We start from the raw sequence: 15,697 nt of genomic DNA on the forward strand, positions 1-15,697 counted from the left end.
TGCATAATCAGGTAAACAAAAATTAGTGTGAAACACCGCGCAGTTTTGCCACCATTTTCACCAGCAGTACCACAATGCCACCAATGATAAAGCCCAATACGAGGTTTAACAGGGTCGGAATCATCATTGAAATGAATGAATTCTGTTGCTGGGCGAACTGCTCGATCGCATGATGCAACGGCGCGATCCCATGGACGACAATGCCGCCCCCTACCAAAAACATCGCCAGAGTTCCTACCACCGACAGCGTTTTCATCAGCCAGGGCGCCACCACCAGCAAGCCTTTACCCAGCGCCTGAGCGACCGCGCTGCGCTTTTCAGCCAGCCAGAAGCCGATGTCGTCCAACTTGACGATAATGCCAACCAGGCCGTATACGCCAACGGTCACCGCTAAAGCGATCCCTGACAGCACCAGAACCTGATTGAGCAACGGCGCATCGGCCACAATTCCCAGCGTAATCGCCACAATCTCCGCAGATAAAATAAAATCGGTACGTACGGCCCCTTTGATTTTATCTTTCTCAAAGGTCAGTGGGTCCTGCGCCGCCAGCTCTGCCAGACGCTGCTGGCGTTCTTCCGGCGTTTCCTGATGTTTGCGCGCCTGCAGCGTATGCAGGACTTTTTCCACGCCTTCAAAACAGAGGAACGCCCCACCAATCATTAATAACGGGGTAATCGCCCAGGGAATAAAGGCACTGATCAGTAACGCCAACGGCACAAGAATAACTTTGTTGACGAAAGATCCTTTTGCCACGCTCCAGACGACCGGAAGTTCACGGTTTGCCCGTACGCCCGATACCTGCTGCGCGTTAAGCGACAGGTCATCTCCCAGAACGCCCGCGGTTTTTTTTGCGGCCAATTTTCCCATCATGGAGACATCGTCAAGCAGCGTGGCGATGTCATCGAGTAAGGTCAGTAAGCTACTTCCTGCCAAAATTTTCACCCTCAATATTATTTTTTTCCGTCATTAGTATGAAGTAAAAAACGTGATGCTGAAACTCACCTTTATGGTCAACAAATTTTTAACAACAACGGGCAATTATAAATCTCGCCAGCACGATAGTTTTGACGTTTACTATGTTGCGCCTTTTTATTTCCACCGTGAGGGATTATGCGTTTCAGGCAATTGTTACCGCTTTTCAGTGCGCTGTTCGCGCTGTACATCATTTGGGGTTCCACCTACTTCGTTATCCGCATTGGCGTTGAGAGCTGGCCGCCGCTCATGATGGCCGGCGTGCGTTTTCTGTCTGCGGGGATTTTGTTAACCGCATTTTTACTTCTGCGCGGCCACAAACTGCCGCCATTACGCCCGCTGCTCAATGCCGCACTGATCGGTATTCTGCTGCTGGCAGTGGGAAATGGGTTGGTCACCGTCGCCGAACACCAGAACGTCCCTTCCGGCATCGCTGCCGTGGTGGTCGCCACCGTCCCACTGTTTACGCTGTGCTTCAGCTATTTCTTTGGCATTAAAACCCGCAAGCTGGAGTGGATGGGCATCGCTATCGGACTGGCCGGGATCATTATGCTTAACAGCGGCGGGAATTTGAGTGGCAACCCCTGGGGTGCAGTGTTGATCCTGATTGGCTCAATGAGCTGGGCATTCGGTTCCGTGTACGGTTCCCGCATTACCTTACCCGTGGGTATGATGGCCGGTGCAATTGAAATGCTCGCCGCCGGTATCGTGCTGATGGGGGCCTCGCTTATCTCCGGGGAAAAGCTGACTACAATGCCATCTTTTTCTGGGTTTATGGCGGTCGCTTACCTGGCGCTGTTCGGGTCCATTATCGCCATCAACGCATATATGTACCTGATCCGTAACGTGAGTCCGGCGCTGGCAACCAGCTATGCCTACGTCAACCCGGTTGTTGCCGTCTTATTAGGTACCGGTCTGGGAGGTGAAAGCCTGGCGTTCATCGAGTGGCTGGCACTCGGAGTGATTGTTTTTGCCGTGGTGCTGGTGACGCTGGGTAAATACCTGTTCCCGGTCAAAGCAGACGCGGTCGCCGCACCGTCGGAAAAGTCGTTACAGTAAATGAATACCCTGGGTGTCGATCTGCGCGGTAGCGCCACCGCTGCAGATCCACTCGACCACGCGCTCGGACAGCGCCTCATCGCTGAGTTTTTTTCGCCCTCGTATGGCGCACTCCCAGATAATGAGTACCCGCCAGCCAAGTGCCTGCAGTCTCTCGCGATCCCGCGCATCGCGTTCGACGTTTTTGCCTATTTTAGCCAGCCAGAATTGCGTGCGCGTCGCGGGGGTCTTAAATAAATAACACTCGTGGTGATGCCAGAAACAACCATGGGTAAAAATAACACACTGATAGTCATCCACCACAAAATCAGGGCGGCCAGGTAACGCCGCATCCTGCACGCGAAACGTTACCCCCTGCTCCGTCAATACGCTGACCAGACGTTTCTCAATCGCCGTATCGCGGGTCGCGATTGCCCGCATATTTTTACTGCGCGTGGCCTTATCGTGAACGTCTGCCATGCAGACTCTCTTTCTCACGCAGCGCGACGGCCTGTTTGATTTTTGGCTCCAGCAGTCGGGCTACCGCCGCAAATGCCGGGACCACCACCGAATTGCCGAACTGGCGATAGGCCTGGGTATCAGACACCGGAATACGGAACTGATAACCCTGAGGCGACTCAAATCCCATCAGGCGCGCGCACTCTCGAGGTGTAAGTCTACGTGGTCGGTGCAACTGGTTGTGCGGATCGTCAAAATCCTGTTCACCCAGCGCCATATCCCAGCCACGGTCGATTAATATTTCTGCCCCGTCCTTGTAATAGCGCGCAGATAACGTGCGCGTTACGCTGTGCGGATTGCCAGGATATACCATGCCGTAGCCAAAGCCGTTCCCCCGCGCCTGATGCTTTTTCGCGTAGCGATATAAATATTTCCACAACACCGGCGTCAGGATGTATTTCACGTCAACGGTCGGTTCAAGCAGCTCGGCCAGCGTAATACGCCGCTGCGGGTAGCGGGTGACAATATCCCGTAGCGTAAAGTCATTTTTCAGATTCAGATCGCGTCGAAAGCCCACGAGGACAATACGTTCGCGATGCTGCGGTAAAAAGTGTTTTCCATCGATAATTTTAGGATCGTCCGGCCCGTTTTCCGCCGCATCCGCCACGTCATACCCTAACTCATCCAGCGTTTGCATAATGATGCGAAACGTTTTCCCCTGGTCATGGCTCTTCAGATTTTTGACGTTTTCCAGCACAAAGATTGCCGGACGGCGGGCATCAATGATTCTGACCACGTCGAAAAATAGCGTACCTTGCGTATCACAGGCAAAACCGTGCGCACGACCTAAGGCATTTTTCTTGGAGACGCCTGCCAGCGAAAACGGCTGACAGGGAAAGCCGGCCAGCAGCACATCATGCTGAGGGACATGCTGGCGGATATGTTCAGCCGCCTCCTCATCGCTCACCCCGGCACGATGGCTTAACGTAATATCGCGAATATCTTCATTAAAATAGTGCTGGTCAGGATCGCAATAGTAATTCGCTTTGTAAGTACGCACCGCATGCTTGTTCCACTCGCTGGTAAACACGCACTGTCCACCGATCGCTTCGAAGCCGCGGCGAATACCGCCAATTCCGGCGAAAAGATCGATAAAACGAAAAGCATACTGCGGATGATGCACCGGCGGTGTCGGTAGCAAGGTCTTCAGGTGGGAATATTCACGATCGCTCAGGCGGTGCCATGTCTCGTTCGCCACCACACGTTTAAAGATGGCCGGGCTCCAGTGATGCTCACCGACGCCATTAAGGTGAGCCACCAGCGTTTTCACGTCGTAAATCTCAAGCAGCTTAGCCAACATCACCTGCACGGCGATCCCGGTATCCTCTGTCATCAGGTTTATGGTGCCTGTTACTGAAAAATTTTCCTGCATACATTTAACCGGCCGAAATGGATTAGCGACAGGTTAACATAAAACAGAGGTGTTTACGTTTCAGCTGTGCAGGCTACCGATGCGCCTTAAAGGGCTGAATCGCGGTGAGATCCAGCTCCTCATACTCCCCTTTTAACTCGGCGCTTAATTTCGCCATATAGGTCAGCAAAAAATCAGCGTTATGCTGCGCTAAATACCGTCCCTGTGCCGTTTGCATCGTCATCGGCAGTTGCAATAATTTGGTCTGGAAATGATCGAGTGCATACTGCTTGTCGTTGAGCTCGCGCCGTTGTGCAAAAGGGTCTTCCGCATCAAACAGGGCCACCCCCAGCGCGCCAGAAACCGCAAATACGCGAGCTAAGCCAATGGCCCCCAACGCCTCAAGTCTGTCAGCATCCTGAACAATTTTGGCCTCGATCGTGGTTGGCGAAATTTTTGCGCTAAAACTGTGTGCTTCAATGGCATGACTTACCGCCGGCAGCCGGTCTTCTGGAAATGTGGGGAAAAACTGCGTCAATACGCGGCAGGTTTCCTGCGCCGCCAGTACCGACGAGCGATGTCGGTCAGGATGGTTTTTCGGCAAGCTGATAAGGTCATGAAAATAGCAGGCTGTCAGCACCACCAGCCAGTCGATGGTTGCATCAGCACCCAACTGTTGTGACGTCATCCACACACGACGAAAATGAAAGATGTCATGGGCTGCATCCTGCCCGAGGTGATTTTCACGTAACCATGCTTCAAATTGCGACTGCCAGTACTGTAAATCCATGCTATTCCTCGCGAGCGCTACGGCCATATATACACCGCATAAATTAACCCACCTATTTTATAACATCAAATGATTAATCATTATGGGCCAGGGTCAGAATCTACAAATTATAAATACAATCAACATAAACATACTAAATTTATATAAAATCAAAATTCAATATAATCAACATCAAACTCATAACCTAATGATAAATAAATCATTTACATGGTAAATGTGAAACACGTAAGCATATTAAATAAATAACAAAAATCCAAACAGAAATATTTTGAAATCTTTTAAATAGATTTGTTACACGTTATATTTTAAAATAAATGAACTTCATAGAATAGTATCAAAACGTAGTCTTTTGGATAGAACTACATATTCACATCAATTATTATCATAAGGGAATACATAATGAAAAGAAAAGCTCTGGCACTTCTTCTCCCGGCATTATTAGCTGCAGGCGCAGCAAATGCGGCAGAAATCTATAATAAAGATGGCAACAAACTGGATCTGTACGGCAAAGTCGATGGCCTGCGTTATTTTTCTGATGATGCTGGCAGCGACGGCGATCAGACCTATGCGCGTCTGGGCTTTAAAGGCGAAACCCAGATTAACGATATGCTCACCGGCTACGGTCAGTGGGAATATCAGGTTATGGCCAACAATGCTGAAGGCGAAGGCGCAAACTCCTGGACTCGTCTGGGCTTTGCCGGCTTAGGCTTTGGTGAAAACGGTACCTTCGACTACGGCCGTAATTACGGCGTGGTCTACGACGTAGAAGCCTGGACCGATATGCTGCCAGAATTTGGTGGCGATACCTACACTCAGACCGACGTATATATGACCGGCCGCACCAACGGCGTGGCAACCTACCGTAACAAAGGTTTCTTTGGTCAGGTAGAAGGTCTGAACTTTGCTCTGCAGTATCAAGGTAACAACGAAAGCGCGGGCTCCGGCGAAGGTACCGGCAATGGTGAGAACCGTAAATTGGCGCGTGAAAATGGCGACGGTTTCGGTATGTCCACCTCTTACGATTTCGACTTCGGTTTAAGCCTGGGTGCTGCATATTCCAGTTCCGATCGTACTGACAACCAGGTTGCACGTGGCCGTGGCGACAGTAGTCATGCCAATAGCTATGCTGGCGGTGAAACCGCTGATGCGTGGACCATCGGTGCAAAATATGACGCTAATAACATTTACCTGGCGGCCATGTATGCTGAAACTCGCAATATGACTGCATATGGTAAAGGAGATGGATTAGAAGGCGGTATTGCCAACAAAACCCAGAACTTTGAAGTAACCGCTCAGTACCAGTTCGACTTTGGTTTGCGTCCTGCGGTTTCCTTCCTGCAATCTAAAGGTGTTGACTTAGGCGGCTGGGATCACAATAGCAATGGCACCCCTCGTTACACCGACAAAGATCTGGTCAAATATGTGGATGTTGGCGTGACTTACTACTTCAACAAAAACATGTCCACCTATGTTGATTACAAAATCAACCTGCTGGACGAAGACGACAACTTCTATGCAAGTAATGGCATCGCAACTGATGACATCGTTGCCCTTGGTTTAGTCTACCAGTTCTAATTCTGCTCAATACGCAGCAAGCCCGCTTCATATGAAGCGGGCTTTTTGTTTATACGAAGCGTATTTTCGCGCCAGGCAGGCAATACAGAGACAAACTTGTGAGGATATTCAAAGAAAAAACATCGGTGAGACCTGCCGTGAGAGGAGTTGAGTTAACCGTTTGAATAATGGCGGCTAGAGGAGGATTCTCTCCCTTGGTGGAGTTGCCCCACTCCGATTTTCGTGACCGCTGATAGGGGCAGAGAAATCCGCGCCAACTCTGCACGTCTAATCCACCAATCTGATTAACGTCAGCGATGGCGATGGCGATGTGGAAGTGATCGTAAAAGCCAACAACAAAATGATAGGCTTTCAGTAAGGGGTATAGCCACAGTGGCAGAAGGACGGGTACTTTAAATGAGTAGGGTGTAATGCCTCTTGTCGCGTGCCAGGTAGCACCCACACTAGTTATATTCTGGAATTTATCAGTCAGCCATTCAGCCACCCAGGCGTTTAAATGGTTAAAATAAATAACATATACCTTGCTGAATTAATTTTAATATGTCTTAATAACGACATCGGTTTGGAAAACAGACCTTATGAAAGCAGTTTTAGTAAAGCAGTCCTCAGTTCAAGAGCTATCTACAGATACCCCTTCTTCATGAGTCTTCTCCTAAGTGCCAAATAAGTAACTCTCTAAATACAGGCCATCGTCGCCGCACTTATGTGGCTCATAAATTAAGGAAATATCTATGTCTAATAAAATGACTGGTTTAGTAAAATGGTTTAACGCAGATAAAGGTTTTGGCTTTATCACCCCTGATGACGGCAGCAAAGATGTATTCGTACATTTCTCGGCTATCCAGAGCGACAATTTTAAAACACTTGATGAAGGTCAGAAAGTCTCCTTCACCATTGAAAATGGCGCTAAAGGCCCTGCAGCTGGAAACGTCACTCCACTGTAATGCCCGCTAGTTATCAGTAGTGCTTACGATAGCGATGAAGGCAATAGTCTGAGTAGTTAATCTCTACTGATAATAAAATGAACCCGCCCAGTGCGGGTTTATTATTAGTGTAATTATAATAACACTGGCACTCTATATTATTGCATGGCTTAATAATTTAAATCTTTAATCCAGATAATGCGGCGAATATATTTCATTCATATATTACCAGCCTCATTACAGACTATACCTGTAGTTTATTTGCCAAAAGAAATTGTATTCCAAATAATTTCAAAATCGTCATGTATCGTTATAATCCCTTGCAGCAGGAAATCCCTATGTCCACTCGTAAAAAAACACAAACTAATCGTAATTACTTAGTCAAATGCACATGCCCAAGTTGTTCAAAAGATTCAGAACATAGTTTTAGTCGTGTCCAAAAAGGTTCTCAACTTGTCTGCCCGTTTTGCAGTACTTTGTTCAAGTCATTAAAATGATACAGATGCCTTCTTGCAGATAGGATGTGCGTTAAATCAATTAAACGCCCTCACATATAACAATGTTTTTAGGCAAATAAAAACTCAAAGCAATGATGCTGCTGTAGACCGTCTGAGCATAAGCGCTCTTTACTGTTTATGCAGCCCATTAACGGTTACTTTTATACTGTGCATACGGGAGGTCTGCGCTTCTGCACACCTGTAAAGATGTAAAAGTTACCAGCCTGATTTTAAAAGGTTTTTCCTCCAGAAAAGCTTACAATTCTACCTTCTCAGACCTAACGCCTTAGCTATATTGCCGATCGCGTATATCTATTTATCACAAAGTATTACTTTAGAAGCAGCGGGACCTTTGTTACCGTTATAAATTGTGTACTCCACCTTCTGTCCTTCAAACAGGGTTTTAAAATGATCGCCCTGAAGCTCCGAAACATGAACTGAGATATCTTTGCTTCCATCAAGCGGAGAGATGAAACCAAAACCTTTGTCTTCCTTAAACCATTTTACCAAGCCTCTGATTCTTGAGGACATAATTACTCCAATTTCACATGATGAAGGGAACAACAAACGTACAGACTAAAAAAAGTATCAGCGATAGTACCTGGTAATGAGGACTGGCCGATAAAATGTTTACGTTTGCTGTATATCGAAATGATGAGTTCATTAAGGCACGGACAGTGATAATAAGCAAAATATTCTTTGCCGTTCGACTCTCCCGGTATTGTAGCAGTCAACTGATCTTTTAGCTGGCTGGAAATATTTTCAGAGTAGCGGGCTGCGATAGAAAAGCCCGGCAGCGACCAAAATCAGCCTACGAGATCAGCAACCAGTACGGTAATCGGTACATGTACAAAGGTTTTAACGAAATGAAAGTATAGACAAGAAACCATGCAGGCCAAGTGTCAGGCATTTTGACCGATTTCACCTTTCATGATCTTAAGGCTAAAGGGATTTCAGATTCCGAGGAGATAGTCGAGATAAACAGCTTTTTTCTGGACACAAGACTTAAGGACAGGTGCTCATCTACGACAGAAAGGTCAAACTTTGACCGACACTGAACGCCCCTTTACCGGAGAATATTCCAAGTAATTCCAAGTGTGATGTGTGTCCTTGAATGATGGGGCTGTAAGTGTTTGAATTGTGGCGGAGAGAGGGGGATTTGAACCCCCGGTAGAGTTGCCCCTACTCCGGTTTTCGAGACCGGTCCATTCAGCCGCTCTGGCATCTCTCCGTTTTGGCGGTTGCCATAATGCCAGGTAATTTGGCATTTTAACAGACCCCGTTCCGTCAATTTCGTTCAAGTGACGAGTTTGCGAGCAAAACGATGATTAAGTGGCCCTGGAAAGAGCAAGAAACAACCCGGAATGATGACTGGCCGTGGGATGACGCCCTGGCAATTCCTCTTCTGGTGAATCTCACTGAGCAAGAACACGCCAGACTTATCGCGCTGGCTGAGCGTTTTTTACAGCAAAAAAGGTTAGTTGCACTGCAGGGACTTGAACTGGATCCGCTAAAAAGTGCGCGCATTGCTCTGCTTTTCTGTTTACCCATTCTGGAATTGGGTATCGAGTGGCTCGATGGTTTTCATGAAGTTCTGATCTACCCTGCCCCGTTTGTCGTGGATGATGAATGGGAGGATGACATTGGATTGGTGCATAACCAACGCGTCGTTCAATCCGGGCAAAGCTGGCAGCAGGGGCCGATTATCCTGAACTGGCTCGATATTCAGGACTCCTTCGATGCCTCCGGTTTTAATCTGATTATCCATGAAGTGGCGCACAAACTGGATATGCGCAATGGCGATCGGGCCAGCGGTATTCCGGCGATCCCGCTGCGGGATATCGCTGGCTGGGAACACGATTTGCATGCAGCAATGAATAATATTCAGGATGAAGTTGACCTGGTGGGTGAAACCGCTTGCAGTATAGACGCCTATGCGGCGACCGATCCTGCCGAATGTTTTGCCGTGTTATCTGAATATTACTTCAGCGCACCCGAGTTATTTGCGCCTCGTTTTCCTGCACTATGGCAGCGTTTTTCCCAGTTTTATCGGCAGAATCCCCTGCAACGACTACGCGATAACCGGGAAGATGAGAATAATCGCTCATCGAATGTGCATTAATACTGCATTTTGAGGATTAATTAACCAATTGAAATGACGTGCTAATTTTACTGTTGACACGTCATGGTGAGGTCAGTAATATGCGCCTCGTTCACACGATTCCTCTGTAGTTCAGTCGGTAGAACGGCGGACTGTTAATCCGTATGTCACTGGTTCGAGTCCAGTCAGAGGAGCCAAATTCTTGTTTTCATGCCTCTTTGCGAATCCTTATGTGATTTAGATTCAATAAGTTAGCGCGAAAAATCTTCCCGATGCATTTTTAGTTTTCCCTCCGCATCGGGAGAATTTGGTGGTCAGATTTGGGGTCATGTTGGTTCGATGACGGAGTGACCCCCAAATGTCTCTTAACGACTCAAAAATTCGCAGCTTAAAACCATCCGCTAAATCCTTCAAAGTTTCCGATTCCCATGGTCTGTACCTGTTGGTTAATCCAGGCGGTTCACGTCTCTGGTATCTCAAATATCGTATCAATAGAAAAGAATCTCGCCTTGGCTTAGGCGCCTACCCTGACGTGTCTTTGGCTGATGCTCGTCAACAGCGTGATGGTATCCGTAAACTGCTGGCGCATAATATCAATCCAGCACAACAGCGCTCTGCTGAAAGAGCTACTTCCTCGCCAGAAAAAACTTTCAAACATGTGGCACTGGAGTGGCATAACAGCAACCGGACATGGTCAGAGAACCACGCAACCCGTCTGCTTGCCAGCATGAACAACCATATCTTCCCGATAATTGGACACCTGCCGGTCACAGAACTGAAAACCCGCCATTTCATCGACCTGCTGAAAGGGATTGAGAAAAAAGGTCTGCTGGAAGTCGCAGCACGTACCAGGCAGCATATGTGCAACATCATGCGTCATGCCGTACATCAGGAGTTGATAGAGCACAATCCGGCAGCAAATCTGGACGGTATCATCGCCCCTCCCATTAAACGCCACTACCCTGCCCTTCCGCTGGAGCGACTGCCGGAACTGTTGATTCGCATTGAGGACTACCAGCAAGGACGAGAGTTAACCCGCCTGGCAGTATCACTCACCCTGCACCTTTTCATCCGCTCCAGCGAACTGCGTTTCGCCCGTTGGTCCGAGATCGATTTCAAAAATAGAATCTGGACCATTCCTGCCACTCGCGACACCATCCCCGGTGTCCGCTACTCCGGGCGAGGTGCAAAAATGCGTACTCCACATATCGTTCCACTCTCCCGTCAGGCCATCACCATCCTGAAACAGATACGGGAAATATCCGGTCATCAGGTGCTGGTATTCCCCGGCGATCACAATCCGTATAAACCGATGTGTGAAAACACTGTCAACAAGGCGCTACGCCTGATGGGCTATGACACAAAAGATGAAATCTGCGGCCACGGGTTTCGGGCAATGGCCTGTAGTGCCCTGATGGAGTCTGGCCTGTGGGCACAGGATGCGGTTGAACGGCAGATGAGTCACCAAGAACGCAATAGCGTTCGAGCGGCTTACATCCATAAAGCAGAATATCTCGATGCACGTAAAGCGATGATGCAGTGGTGGTCGGATTACCTAGACATAAATCGTGAGCGATATATTCCACCATATATTTATTCACAAAATTATGAAGCATCCTGATGTGTCAGGATTGATTGCTATTAAAAGGTCCTTATTGTTTTAGGGACCTCTTTAAACCCTAACATTCAAATAGGTACGAATTTTATTAATTAAATCAATTATTTATCATGAAAAAAATTAGATAAACCTAGTAAATAGTTAGTAAAATAATCATAAAAGGCAACAAATGCGTCATAACAGGCAATCGCCATGCGCTTGTGACATGTAAGCTAAATTAGCTATTAGTAGAATATATCAGGATGCCGAAATACTGTTATATGTATTTACATTGTGGTTACATAAACCTAGCTCTTTTACATACTAATGAATTAGCATACGTACATGAAGCCAATCTTACATACAAATACCCTGATAAACATCATACCTGGGTACTTGCGATAATAAACACAAGCCCAACTGAAATAAATCACCGCAATGACTTATTCTTGACACCCCGCTTTTGCTCAAATTACCTTATTTCTCCCTTCGCCAGAAAAAACACTCACTCTTTCATTCGTCAATCAACATCAATTTAAAAAAAAATCAATAAATTATAATAAATTCAAATCAACCATGAAAAATCTACAAGGAATTAAAAAATTCATTAATAATATAGTTACGGGAAAGGAGAAATTGTATGTCAAAAAATAACCGTCTCATTAATACTAAAAATTGCCCTCCCGAATGGGTAACGATACGAGAAGCAATAGAAATAGCGAATAGAACATCGAACCATAAGATTAAAGATTGTGATATATATCGCCACGCTCTATATGGTACCATTTGCTTATCAATTTACTTTCAATCTTCCATTGCATTACGTAAAGTACAAACATCCAACAAAAAAATAAAGGTTACTCCACTAGAAAAATCCTTTCTAAATAGATTATGCTTTCTTCATAAACAATGCTTTATCAATGACAGGAATTTAATTGTCAGTACTATAGGGGAATTCAAACTCCCAAGAAACAAAATAATTGACACACATTTAGAAGGTTTTGAATATATTCTTTTGCAGCAACTACTTGCATTCTCCCTAGGTATCCCGCAACCTTCACCGGGTATAAATGATATTAATTATGGGATTTCAGTTAGCTTGTCAGGGGAGACCTTTCAACTTTTTGAAAAAATAATATTGAAGGAAAGGATTAAGCAACAAATAATGAAATTACCTAAAGATGTTGCGCCTGACGTTAATCAGACCCTATCGAAATCTTATATAAAAAATTACAATGAGTGCGCATTTTTCCCGATCCATGAATTACCCAAAGATGCTTGTTTTGTCATCAGACATGACGAACTTGAAAAATTAATTAATCTATCAGTAAAGAGGAATGAGATTTCCTCTCCCTCTACACGTATATCCACCCCCTTATCACGTCTGTTGTGGTTATCCTGCAAACACAATGAAGAAATTAGTCCTTTGATCAGGCAGCCATACAAATTACTGTCGATTTTCGAACAATGGGCTATCGCAGATGGTATTACCGATCGGTTAAGCGGTGATACACTTAAAACCGCACTGGAACGCGGATCCCCCATTTACACCCACATTTCAAAATAAATTGGCGCTCCTCTATCCAACCTAAAAACCCGTATTACGGATCATCTAGCTCTTAATACGGGTTCATAAACTTTACCTTCCAGCTCTCCTCATGCTTTTTTGTTACCTCCAGAGTTTATTAATACTGTACTGGAGGAAGTTATGACATCTCATCAGTTATTACGTCTTAAACAGGTTGAAGATAAAACGGGCCTGAAGCGCTCTCAAATCTATCTGTATATGAAGGACGGTACCTTTCCCCGTTCAATAAAAATTGGCCCGGCCAGTGTGGCCTGGCTCGAATCGGAAATTGACGAATGGATCAATATTAAATTAGTCCGCCGCTCAATAGGCTGAAGGGAGAAAATATAATGATTATCCCGTCACTGAATTACGCCGTATTAACCGATGCCCTGCATGCATTGAAGGATGGCAACATCCGTCACTGTGAATCGCTCGGATTCACTTTCGACGAAATGAATGCCCTCAACCAATTGTCACTAGACGAGCTGTTTATCATTAGTCGTGAGTCTGCGCCATTTTTGGCTGTGACGGTTCATCACGACGCATTACGCCTGCTTCTAGCGAAATCCCGTGAGGAGGTTCTGCAGCAACAACGTATCAACCACGCCATCCGGCTGGGTGGGTCGATTGCGCTGCTAACTCACTATTTTGGTCTCACATCCAATGAGGTCAGCCTGCGTCGTAGGTTGCTGGATATCACCATCCCTCATGGCCGGACAATCATCCCGGATGAAGAGACCGATGCCAGGATCTGGGGGCAATGGCAAAAATGCAGGGTAGTTAATTTAGAATCAGCCGAGGCACTGGAGGCGATGATGCAGGTCACTGAAAAATTGTCCGCCCAGCCCGATAACCCCTCGCTCACTGTCGTCTGGAACCGTATCAAGCTTTTCGAACGTGAAGCAACTGACAGGGAGACGTCTCATGCCGGATGAGATCGACCGCGATCAGGAGTTTAATGAACAGCGGCTGGAAGATATGATTGAACAAAGCCGTTTCAAACCCGCTGTAACGCCTTCATTAATTCACTGTCAATTCTGTGGGAAACCTATTCCAGAGAAAAGGCGGCAGACACTGCCCGGGGTGACAACATGCACGGATTGCCAGTCCATTCTTGAACGTCGCAGGCGCTAATCATTATGCCGGTTACGCGCGGTGATTTTCTCTTCCCCGCGCGTTTTTATATTCCCCTATCAGTCAAATATCCGTTAATTTATTTTATTACCCTGGCAACATAAAGAATCCCCCCGCCTGATACATCCATCTTTTTCTTTTATCAACTCTCTTTATTCTGTTTTTAATTTTTTATATCGAAGCCTTTTTTAATATTGCACCCTGTATGCGCCGTTAATTAATGGCTCACCAGATGGACGTTAATTCGTCCGGGACGAATATTGCTCTTTAAAAATAAGGTTCGGGCTGTCACGAAACTACAATTCAGGGTGCCGCTGAATGTTCTCGCTGACCCGTTAAAGCCGGAATGCAGAATTGGGATGTGACATTTATTTAACTCATCGTTGTTTTTAGTAGAGGAGGCCTCATGCGAAAACCCATTTATCACGTATTTGTCACCCAAGAAAGTCAACCCGATGCACAGGGCGAAATAAACACGTATTGGACCAGGGTTGGCGTGGCGTTCGCTCATAACGGTAAGTCTGGCCTGAATATCATGCTGACACCCGGTATTGCTGTCTCCGGCAAGTTGGTGCTGCTTGAACCCAGAGAAGATAGCGGCATTTCGCAGGATACCACCTCTGCTTAATCCGCTTTTGACCTTCCTCCGGCAGGGGCTTGGTATACCCCCCCCGGGCTGACTGTTAAGAGGCCACCATGCTATCCACCACAGCCTTTCTTACGCTGTCGATGCAGTGCGCCGCCAGCGTTCACCCGTCCACGGCGCTTGATGTGGCGCGGGTCGAATCTGGTTTGAATCCGTATGCCATCGCTGAAATCCTGCCCGATGGCAAAGGCGTGACTTCACATTTCCCCACAAGCAAGGATGAGGCCGTCAGCCTCACCGGACGGCTGGCGGTACAGGGCCGACGTTATTCGGTCGGGCTGATGCAAATCACCAGCACCAATTTCCGTCATTACGGCGTGACCGCCCGTGACCTTCTTGCCCCTTGTACCAACCTGTCCATCTTTGAGCGCATCCTCACCGACTGCTACCGGCGCGGGGGTTCCCTGAAGCGTGCGCTCAGCTGCTACTACTCGGGAAATGTCACGACCGGCCAACAGCCGGAATCCGCGTTTAACCAGACCAGCTACATCCAGCGCATCGGCTACGCCGTACCGTCAACGCGGGAAGACCGGCAGCGGCCTCCCACCGAAAAGCTCGTGCCGGCAATCCATTACCCCACCGCCGTCTTGCGTGGTGAGCTTACTGATAACGCCATGCCAGTACTGTCATCCCTGCGCTACCCCAACGCCTTGATACGCGGCGCGTTACCCATCCCCGGCTCCCAGGAGGAACAATGATGAAACGAAGACAGAATGACAGGCCCGTACTCTCTTCCTTGTTAATGACAAGCCCGGCGCTGGCAGCAGACAGCGGGTTTAATAAAGCCAATGAGACGCTGAGCAACACCTCCACCGGCCTGCTCGGGCTGGCCGCCGTTACCATCACGCTCGCCACCATGTGGGTGGGATACAAAGTCTTGTTTGACGGCAAGAGCCTGCATGACATGCGCAACGTCATCATTGGCGCCATCCTTATCGTCGGTGCGTCAGGTTTCGGTGCCTACTGGGCGTCATAAGGGAGGT

The 15,697-nt window shown here is 47.3% G+C and carries 19 protein-coding genes, 2 tRNA genes and 1 pseudogene; 15 read left to right on the forward strand and 7 right to left on the reverse strand.

Features of this window, described 5'->3' with window-relative positions:
- Positions 1-22 precede the first annotated feature (22 nt).
- A complete protein-coding gene (locus IB214_RS14765; protein ID WP_174361098.1) occupies positions 23-937 on the reverse strand; it encodes a DUF808 domain-containing protein in 915 nt (304 codons plus the stop codon).
- A 174-nt stretch (positions 938-1,111) separates the two neighbouring features.
- Here IB214_RS14765 and yedA point away from each other — a divergent pair, with 174 nt between their 5' ends.
- Positions 1,112-2,032, forward strand: coding sequence for a drug/metabolite exporter YedA (yedA, locus tag IB214_RS14770; protein ID WP_096757525.1), 921 nt, complete (start codon positions 1,112-1,114; stop codon positions 2,030-2,032).
- Here the strand turns inward: yedA and IB214_RS14775 are convergent.
- The 3 genes from IB214_RS14775 to IB214_RS14785 all read right to left on the reverse strand — a co-directional run bounded on the left by IB214_RS14775 (position 2,024) and on the right by IB214_RS14785 (position 4,671).
- Positions 2,024-2,491, reverse strand: a complete 468-nt coding sequence (locus IB214_RS14775) for a very short patch repair endonuclease (RefSeq protein ID WP_115258837.1) — start codon at positions 2,489-2,491, stop codon at positions 2,024-2,026. The genes yedA and IB214_RS14775 overlap by 9 nt on opposite strands.
- On the reverse strand, positions 2,472-3,902 hold the full coding sequence (locus IB214_RS14780) for a DNA cytosine methyltransferase (RefSeq protein ID WP_115258838.1): 1,431 nt from the start codon (positions 3,900-3,902) through the stop codon (positions 2,472-2,474). Before IB214_RS14780 ends, IB214_RS14775 begins: the two co-directional genes overlap by 20 nt.
- Positions 3,903-3,975: 73 nt before the next feature.
- Positions 3,976-4,671: a phosphohydrolase gene (locus tag IB214_RS14785; protein WP_115258839.1), complete on the reverse strand. Its 696-nt coding sequence runs from the start codon at positions 4,669-4,671 to the stop codon at positions 3,976-3,978.
- A gap of 399 nt (positions 4,672-5,070) precedes the next feature.
- Between IB214_RS14785 and ompC the strand changes: the two genes are divergently transcribed.
- Positions 5,071-6,246, forward strand: coding sequence for a porin OmpC (gene ompC / locus IB214_RS14790; RefSeq protein ID WP_117341893.1), 1,176 nt, complete (start codon positions 5,071-5,073; stop codon positions 6,244-6,246).
- A gap of 49 nt (positions 6,247-6,295) precedes the next feature.
- Here the strand turns inward: ompC and IB214_RS14795 are convergent, their stop codons facing one another.
- The gene (locus IB214_RS14795) at positions 6,296-6,688 is read right to left on the reverse strand and encodes a hypothetical protein (protein ID WP_135953033.1); all 393 of its coding nucleotides are present in this window, start codon (positions 6,686-6,688) and stop codon (positions 6,296-6,298) included.
- A gap of 289 nt (positions 6,689-6,977) precedes the next feature.
- Between IB214_RS14795 and cspA the strand changes: the two genes are divergently transcribed.
- Together cspA and IB214_RS14805 are read left to right on the forward strand one after the other, a co-directional pair.
- Positions 6,978-7,190: an RNA chaperone/antiterminator CspA gene (gene cspA / locus IB214_RS14800; protein ID WP_096757530.1), complete on the forward strand. Its 213-nt coding sequence runs from the start codon at positions 6,978-6,980 to the stop codon at positions 7,188-7,190.
- Positions 7,191-7,507: 317 nt separating this feature from the next.
- A complete protein-coding gene (locus IB214_RS14805) occupies positions 7,508-7,666 on the forward strand; it encodes a YnfU family zinc-binding protein (RefSeq protein WP_213083823.1) in 159 nt (52 codons plus the stop codon).
- A gap of 312 nt (positions 7,667-7,978) precedes the next feature.
- On the opposite strand, the gene IB214_RS14810 is transcribed toward IB214_RS14805, so the two are convergent.
- Positions 7,979-8,197: a cold shock domain-containing protein gene (locus IB214_RS14810; RefSeq protein ID WP_096757531.1), complete on the reverse strand. Its 219-nt coding sequence runs from the start codon at positions 8,195-8,197 to the stop codon at positions 7,979-7,981.
- 254 nt (positions 8,198-8,451) lie between these two features.
- On the opposite strand from IB214_RS14810, the pseudogene IB214_RS14815 reads away from it, so the two are divergent.
- Positions 8,452-8,780 (forward strand): annotated as a pseudogene (locus tag IB214_RS14815) (integrase); the annotation flags it as partial.
- Between the two features lie 27 nt (positions 8,781-8,807).
- Here the strand turns inward: IB214_RS14815 and IB214_RS14820 are convergent.
- Positions 8,808-8,897, reverse strand: a tRNA-Ser gene (locus tag IB214_RS14820).
- Between the two features lie 93 nt (positions 8,898-8,990).
- Between IB214_RS14820 and mtfA the strand changes: the two genes are divergently transcribed.
- The 10 genes from mtfA (at position 8,991) to IB214_RS14870 (ending at position 15,690) form a co-directional block, all read left to right on the forward strand.
- Positions 8,991-9,788, forward strand: coding sequence for a DgsA anti-repressor MtfA (gene mtfA, locus IB214_RS14825; RefSeq protein ID WP_115258844.1), 798 nt, complete (start codon positions 8,991-8,993; stop codon positions 9,786-9,788).
- 100 nt (positions 9,789-9,888) lie between these two features.
- Positions 9,889-9,964, forward strand: a tRNA-Asn gene (locus IB214_RS14830).
- A 161-nt stretch (positions 9,965-10,125) separates the two neighbouring features.
- A complete protein-coding gene (locus IB214_RS14835; protein WP_117341891.1) occupies positions 10,126-11,388 on the forward strand; it encodes an integrase arm-type DNA-binding domain-containing protein in 1,263 nt (420 codons plus the stop codon).
- Between the two features lie 616 nt (positions 11,389-12,004).
- On the forward strand, positions 12,005-12,931 hold the full coding sequence (locus IB214_RS14840) for a hypothetical protein (protein WP_117341890.1): 927 nt from the start codon (positions 12,005-12,007) through the stop codon (positions 12,929-12,931).
- Positions 12,932-13,072: 141 nt separating this feature from the next.
- Positions 13,073-13,267, forward strand: coding sequence for an AlpA family transcriptional regulator (locus tag IB214_RS14845; RefSeq protein WP_117341889.1), 195 nt, complete (start codon positions 13,073-13,075; stop codon positions 13,265-13,267).
- A gap of 14 nt (positions 13,268-13,281) precedes the next feature.
- On the forward strand, positions 13,282-13,869 hold the full coding sequence (locus tag IB214_RS14850) for a DUF2857 domain-containing protein (RefSeq protein ID WP_117341888.1): 588 nt from the start codon (positions 13,282-13,284) through the stop codon (positions 13,867-13,869).
- Positions 13,859-14,068: a TraR/DksA family transcriptional regulator gene (locus tag IB214_RS14855; protein WP_117341887.1), complete on the forward strand. Its 210-nt coding sequence runs from the start codon at positions 13,859-13,861 to the stop codon at positions 14,066-14,068. The genes IB214_RS14850 and IB214_RS14855 overlap by 11 nt, the downstream gene beginning before the upstream one ends.
- Before the next feature lie 406 nt (positions 14,069-14,474).
- Positions 14,475-14,696: a hypothetical protein gene (locus tag IB214_RS14860; protein WP_117341886.1), complete on the forward strand. Its 222-nt coding sequence runs from the start codon at positions 14,475-14,477 to the stop codon at positions 14,694-14,696.
- A 68-nt stretch (positions 14,697-14,764) separates the two neighbouring features.
- On the forward strand, positions 14,765-15,412 hold the full coding sequence (locus IB214_RS14865) for a lytic transglycosylase domain-containing protein (protein WP_117341885.1): 648 nt from the start codon (positions 14,765-14,767) through the stop codon (positions 15,410-15,412).
- Positions 15,412-15,690 (forward strand): TrbC/VirB2 family protein, encoded by a 279-nt coding sequence (locus tag IB214_RS14870; RefSeq protein WP_117341984.1) that lies wholly within the window; start codon positions 15,412-15,414, stop codon positions 15,688-15,690. The genes IB214_RS14865 and IB214_RS14870 overlap by 1 nt, the downstream gene beginning before the upstream one ends.
- The last annotated feature ends 7 nt before the right edge of the window (positions 15,691-15,697 follow it).

Origin of the sequence: Citrobacter sp. C1 (assembly GCF_014596895.2) — a bacterium.
Classification (GTDB): domain Bacteria; phylum Pseudomonadota; class Gammaproteobacteria; order Enterobacterales; family Enterobacteriaceae; genus Citrobacter; species Citrobacter gillenii.

What these genes read in the sequence shown, in the direction of transcription:
- IB214_RS14870 (WP_117341984.1), top strand. Translation starts at nt 15,412, where the DNA reads ATGAAACGAAGACAGAATGACAGGCCCGTACTCTCTTCCTTGTTAATG.
- IB214_RS14855 (WP_117341887.1), top strand. Translation starts at nt 13,859, where the DNA reads ATGCCGGATGAGATCGACCGCGATCAGGAGTTTAATGAACAGCGGCTG.
- IB214_RS14835 (WP_117341891.1), top strand. Translation starts at nt 10,126, where the DNA reads ATGTCTCTTAACGACTCAAAAATTCGCAGCTTAAAACCATCCGCTAAA.
- IB214_RS14850 (WP_117341888.1), top strand. Translation starts at nt 13,282, where the DNA reads ATGATTATCCCGTCACTGAATTACGCCGTATTAACCGATGCCCTGCAT.
- IB214_RS14785 (WP_115258839.1), bottom strand. Translation starts at nt 4,671, where the DNA reads ATGGATTTACAGTACTGGCAGTCGCAATTTGAAGCATGGTTACGTGAA.
- IB214_RS14840 (WP_117341890.1), top strand. Translation starts at nt 12,005, where the DNA reads ATGTCAAAAAATAACCGTCTCATTAATACTAAAAATTGCCCTCCCGAA.
- IB214_RS14860 (WP_117341886.1), top strand. Translation starts at nt 14,475, where the DNA reads ATGCGAAAACCCATTTATCACGTATTTGTCACCCAAGAAAGTCAACCC.
- IB214_RS14845 (WP_117341889.1), top strand. Translation starts at nt 13,073, where the DNA reads ATGACATCTCATCAGTTATTACGTCTTAAACAGGTTGAAGATAAAACG.
- IB214_RS14810 (WP_096757531.1), bottom strand. Translation starts at nt 8,197, where the DNA reads ATGTCCTCAAGAATCAGAGGCTTGGTAAAATGGTTTAAGGAAGACAAA.
- IB214_RS14780 (WP_115258838.1), bottom strand. Translation starts at nt 3,902, where the DNA reads ATGCAGGAAAATTTTTCAGTAACAGGCACCATAAACCTGATGACAGAG.
- mtfA (WP_115258844.1), top strand. Translation starts at nt 8,991, where the DNA reads ATGATTAAGTGGCCCTGGAAAGAGCAAGAAACAACCCGGAATGATGAC.
- IB214_RS14775 (WP_115258837.1), bottom strand. Translation starts at nt 2,491, where the DNA reads ATGGCAGACGTTCACGATAAGGCCACGCGCAGTAAAAATATGCGGGCA.
- IB214_RS14865 (WP_117341885.1), top strand. Translation starts at nt 14,765, where the DNA reads ATGCTATCCACCACAGCCTTTCTTACGCTGTCGATGCAGTGCGCCGCC.
- cspA (WP_096757530.1), top strand. Translation starts at nt 6,978, where the DNA reads ATGTCTAATAAAATGACTGGTTTAGTAAAATGGTTTAACGCAGATAAA.
- IB214_RS14805 (WP_213083823.1), top strand. Translation starts at nt 7,508, where the DNA reads ATGTCCACTCGTAAAAAAACACAAACTAATCGTAATTACTTAGTCAAA.
- ompC (WP_117341893.1), top strand. Translation starts at nt 5,071, where the DNA reads ATGAAAAGAAAAGCTCTGGCACTTCTTCTCCCGGCATTATTAGCTGCA.
- yedA (WP_096757525.1), top strand. Translation starts at nt 1,112, where the DNA reads ATGCGTTTCAGGCAATTGTTACCGCTTTTCAGTGCGCTGTTCGCGCTG.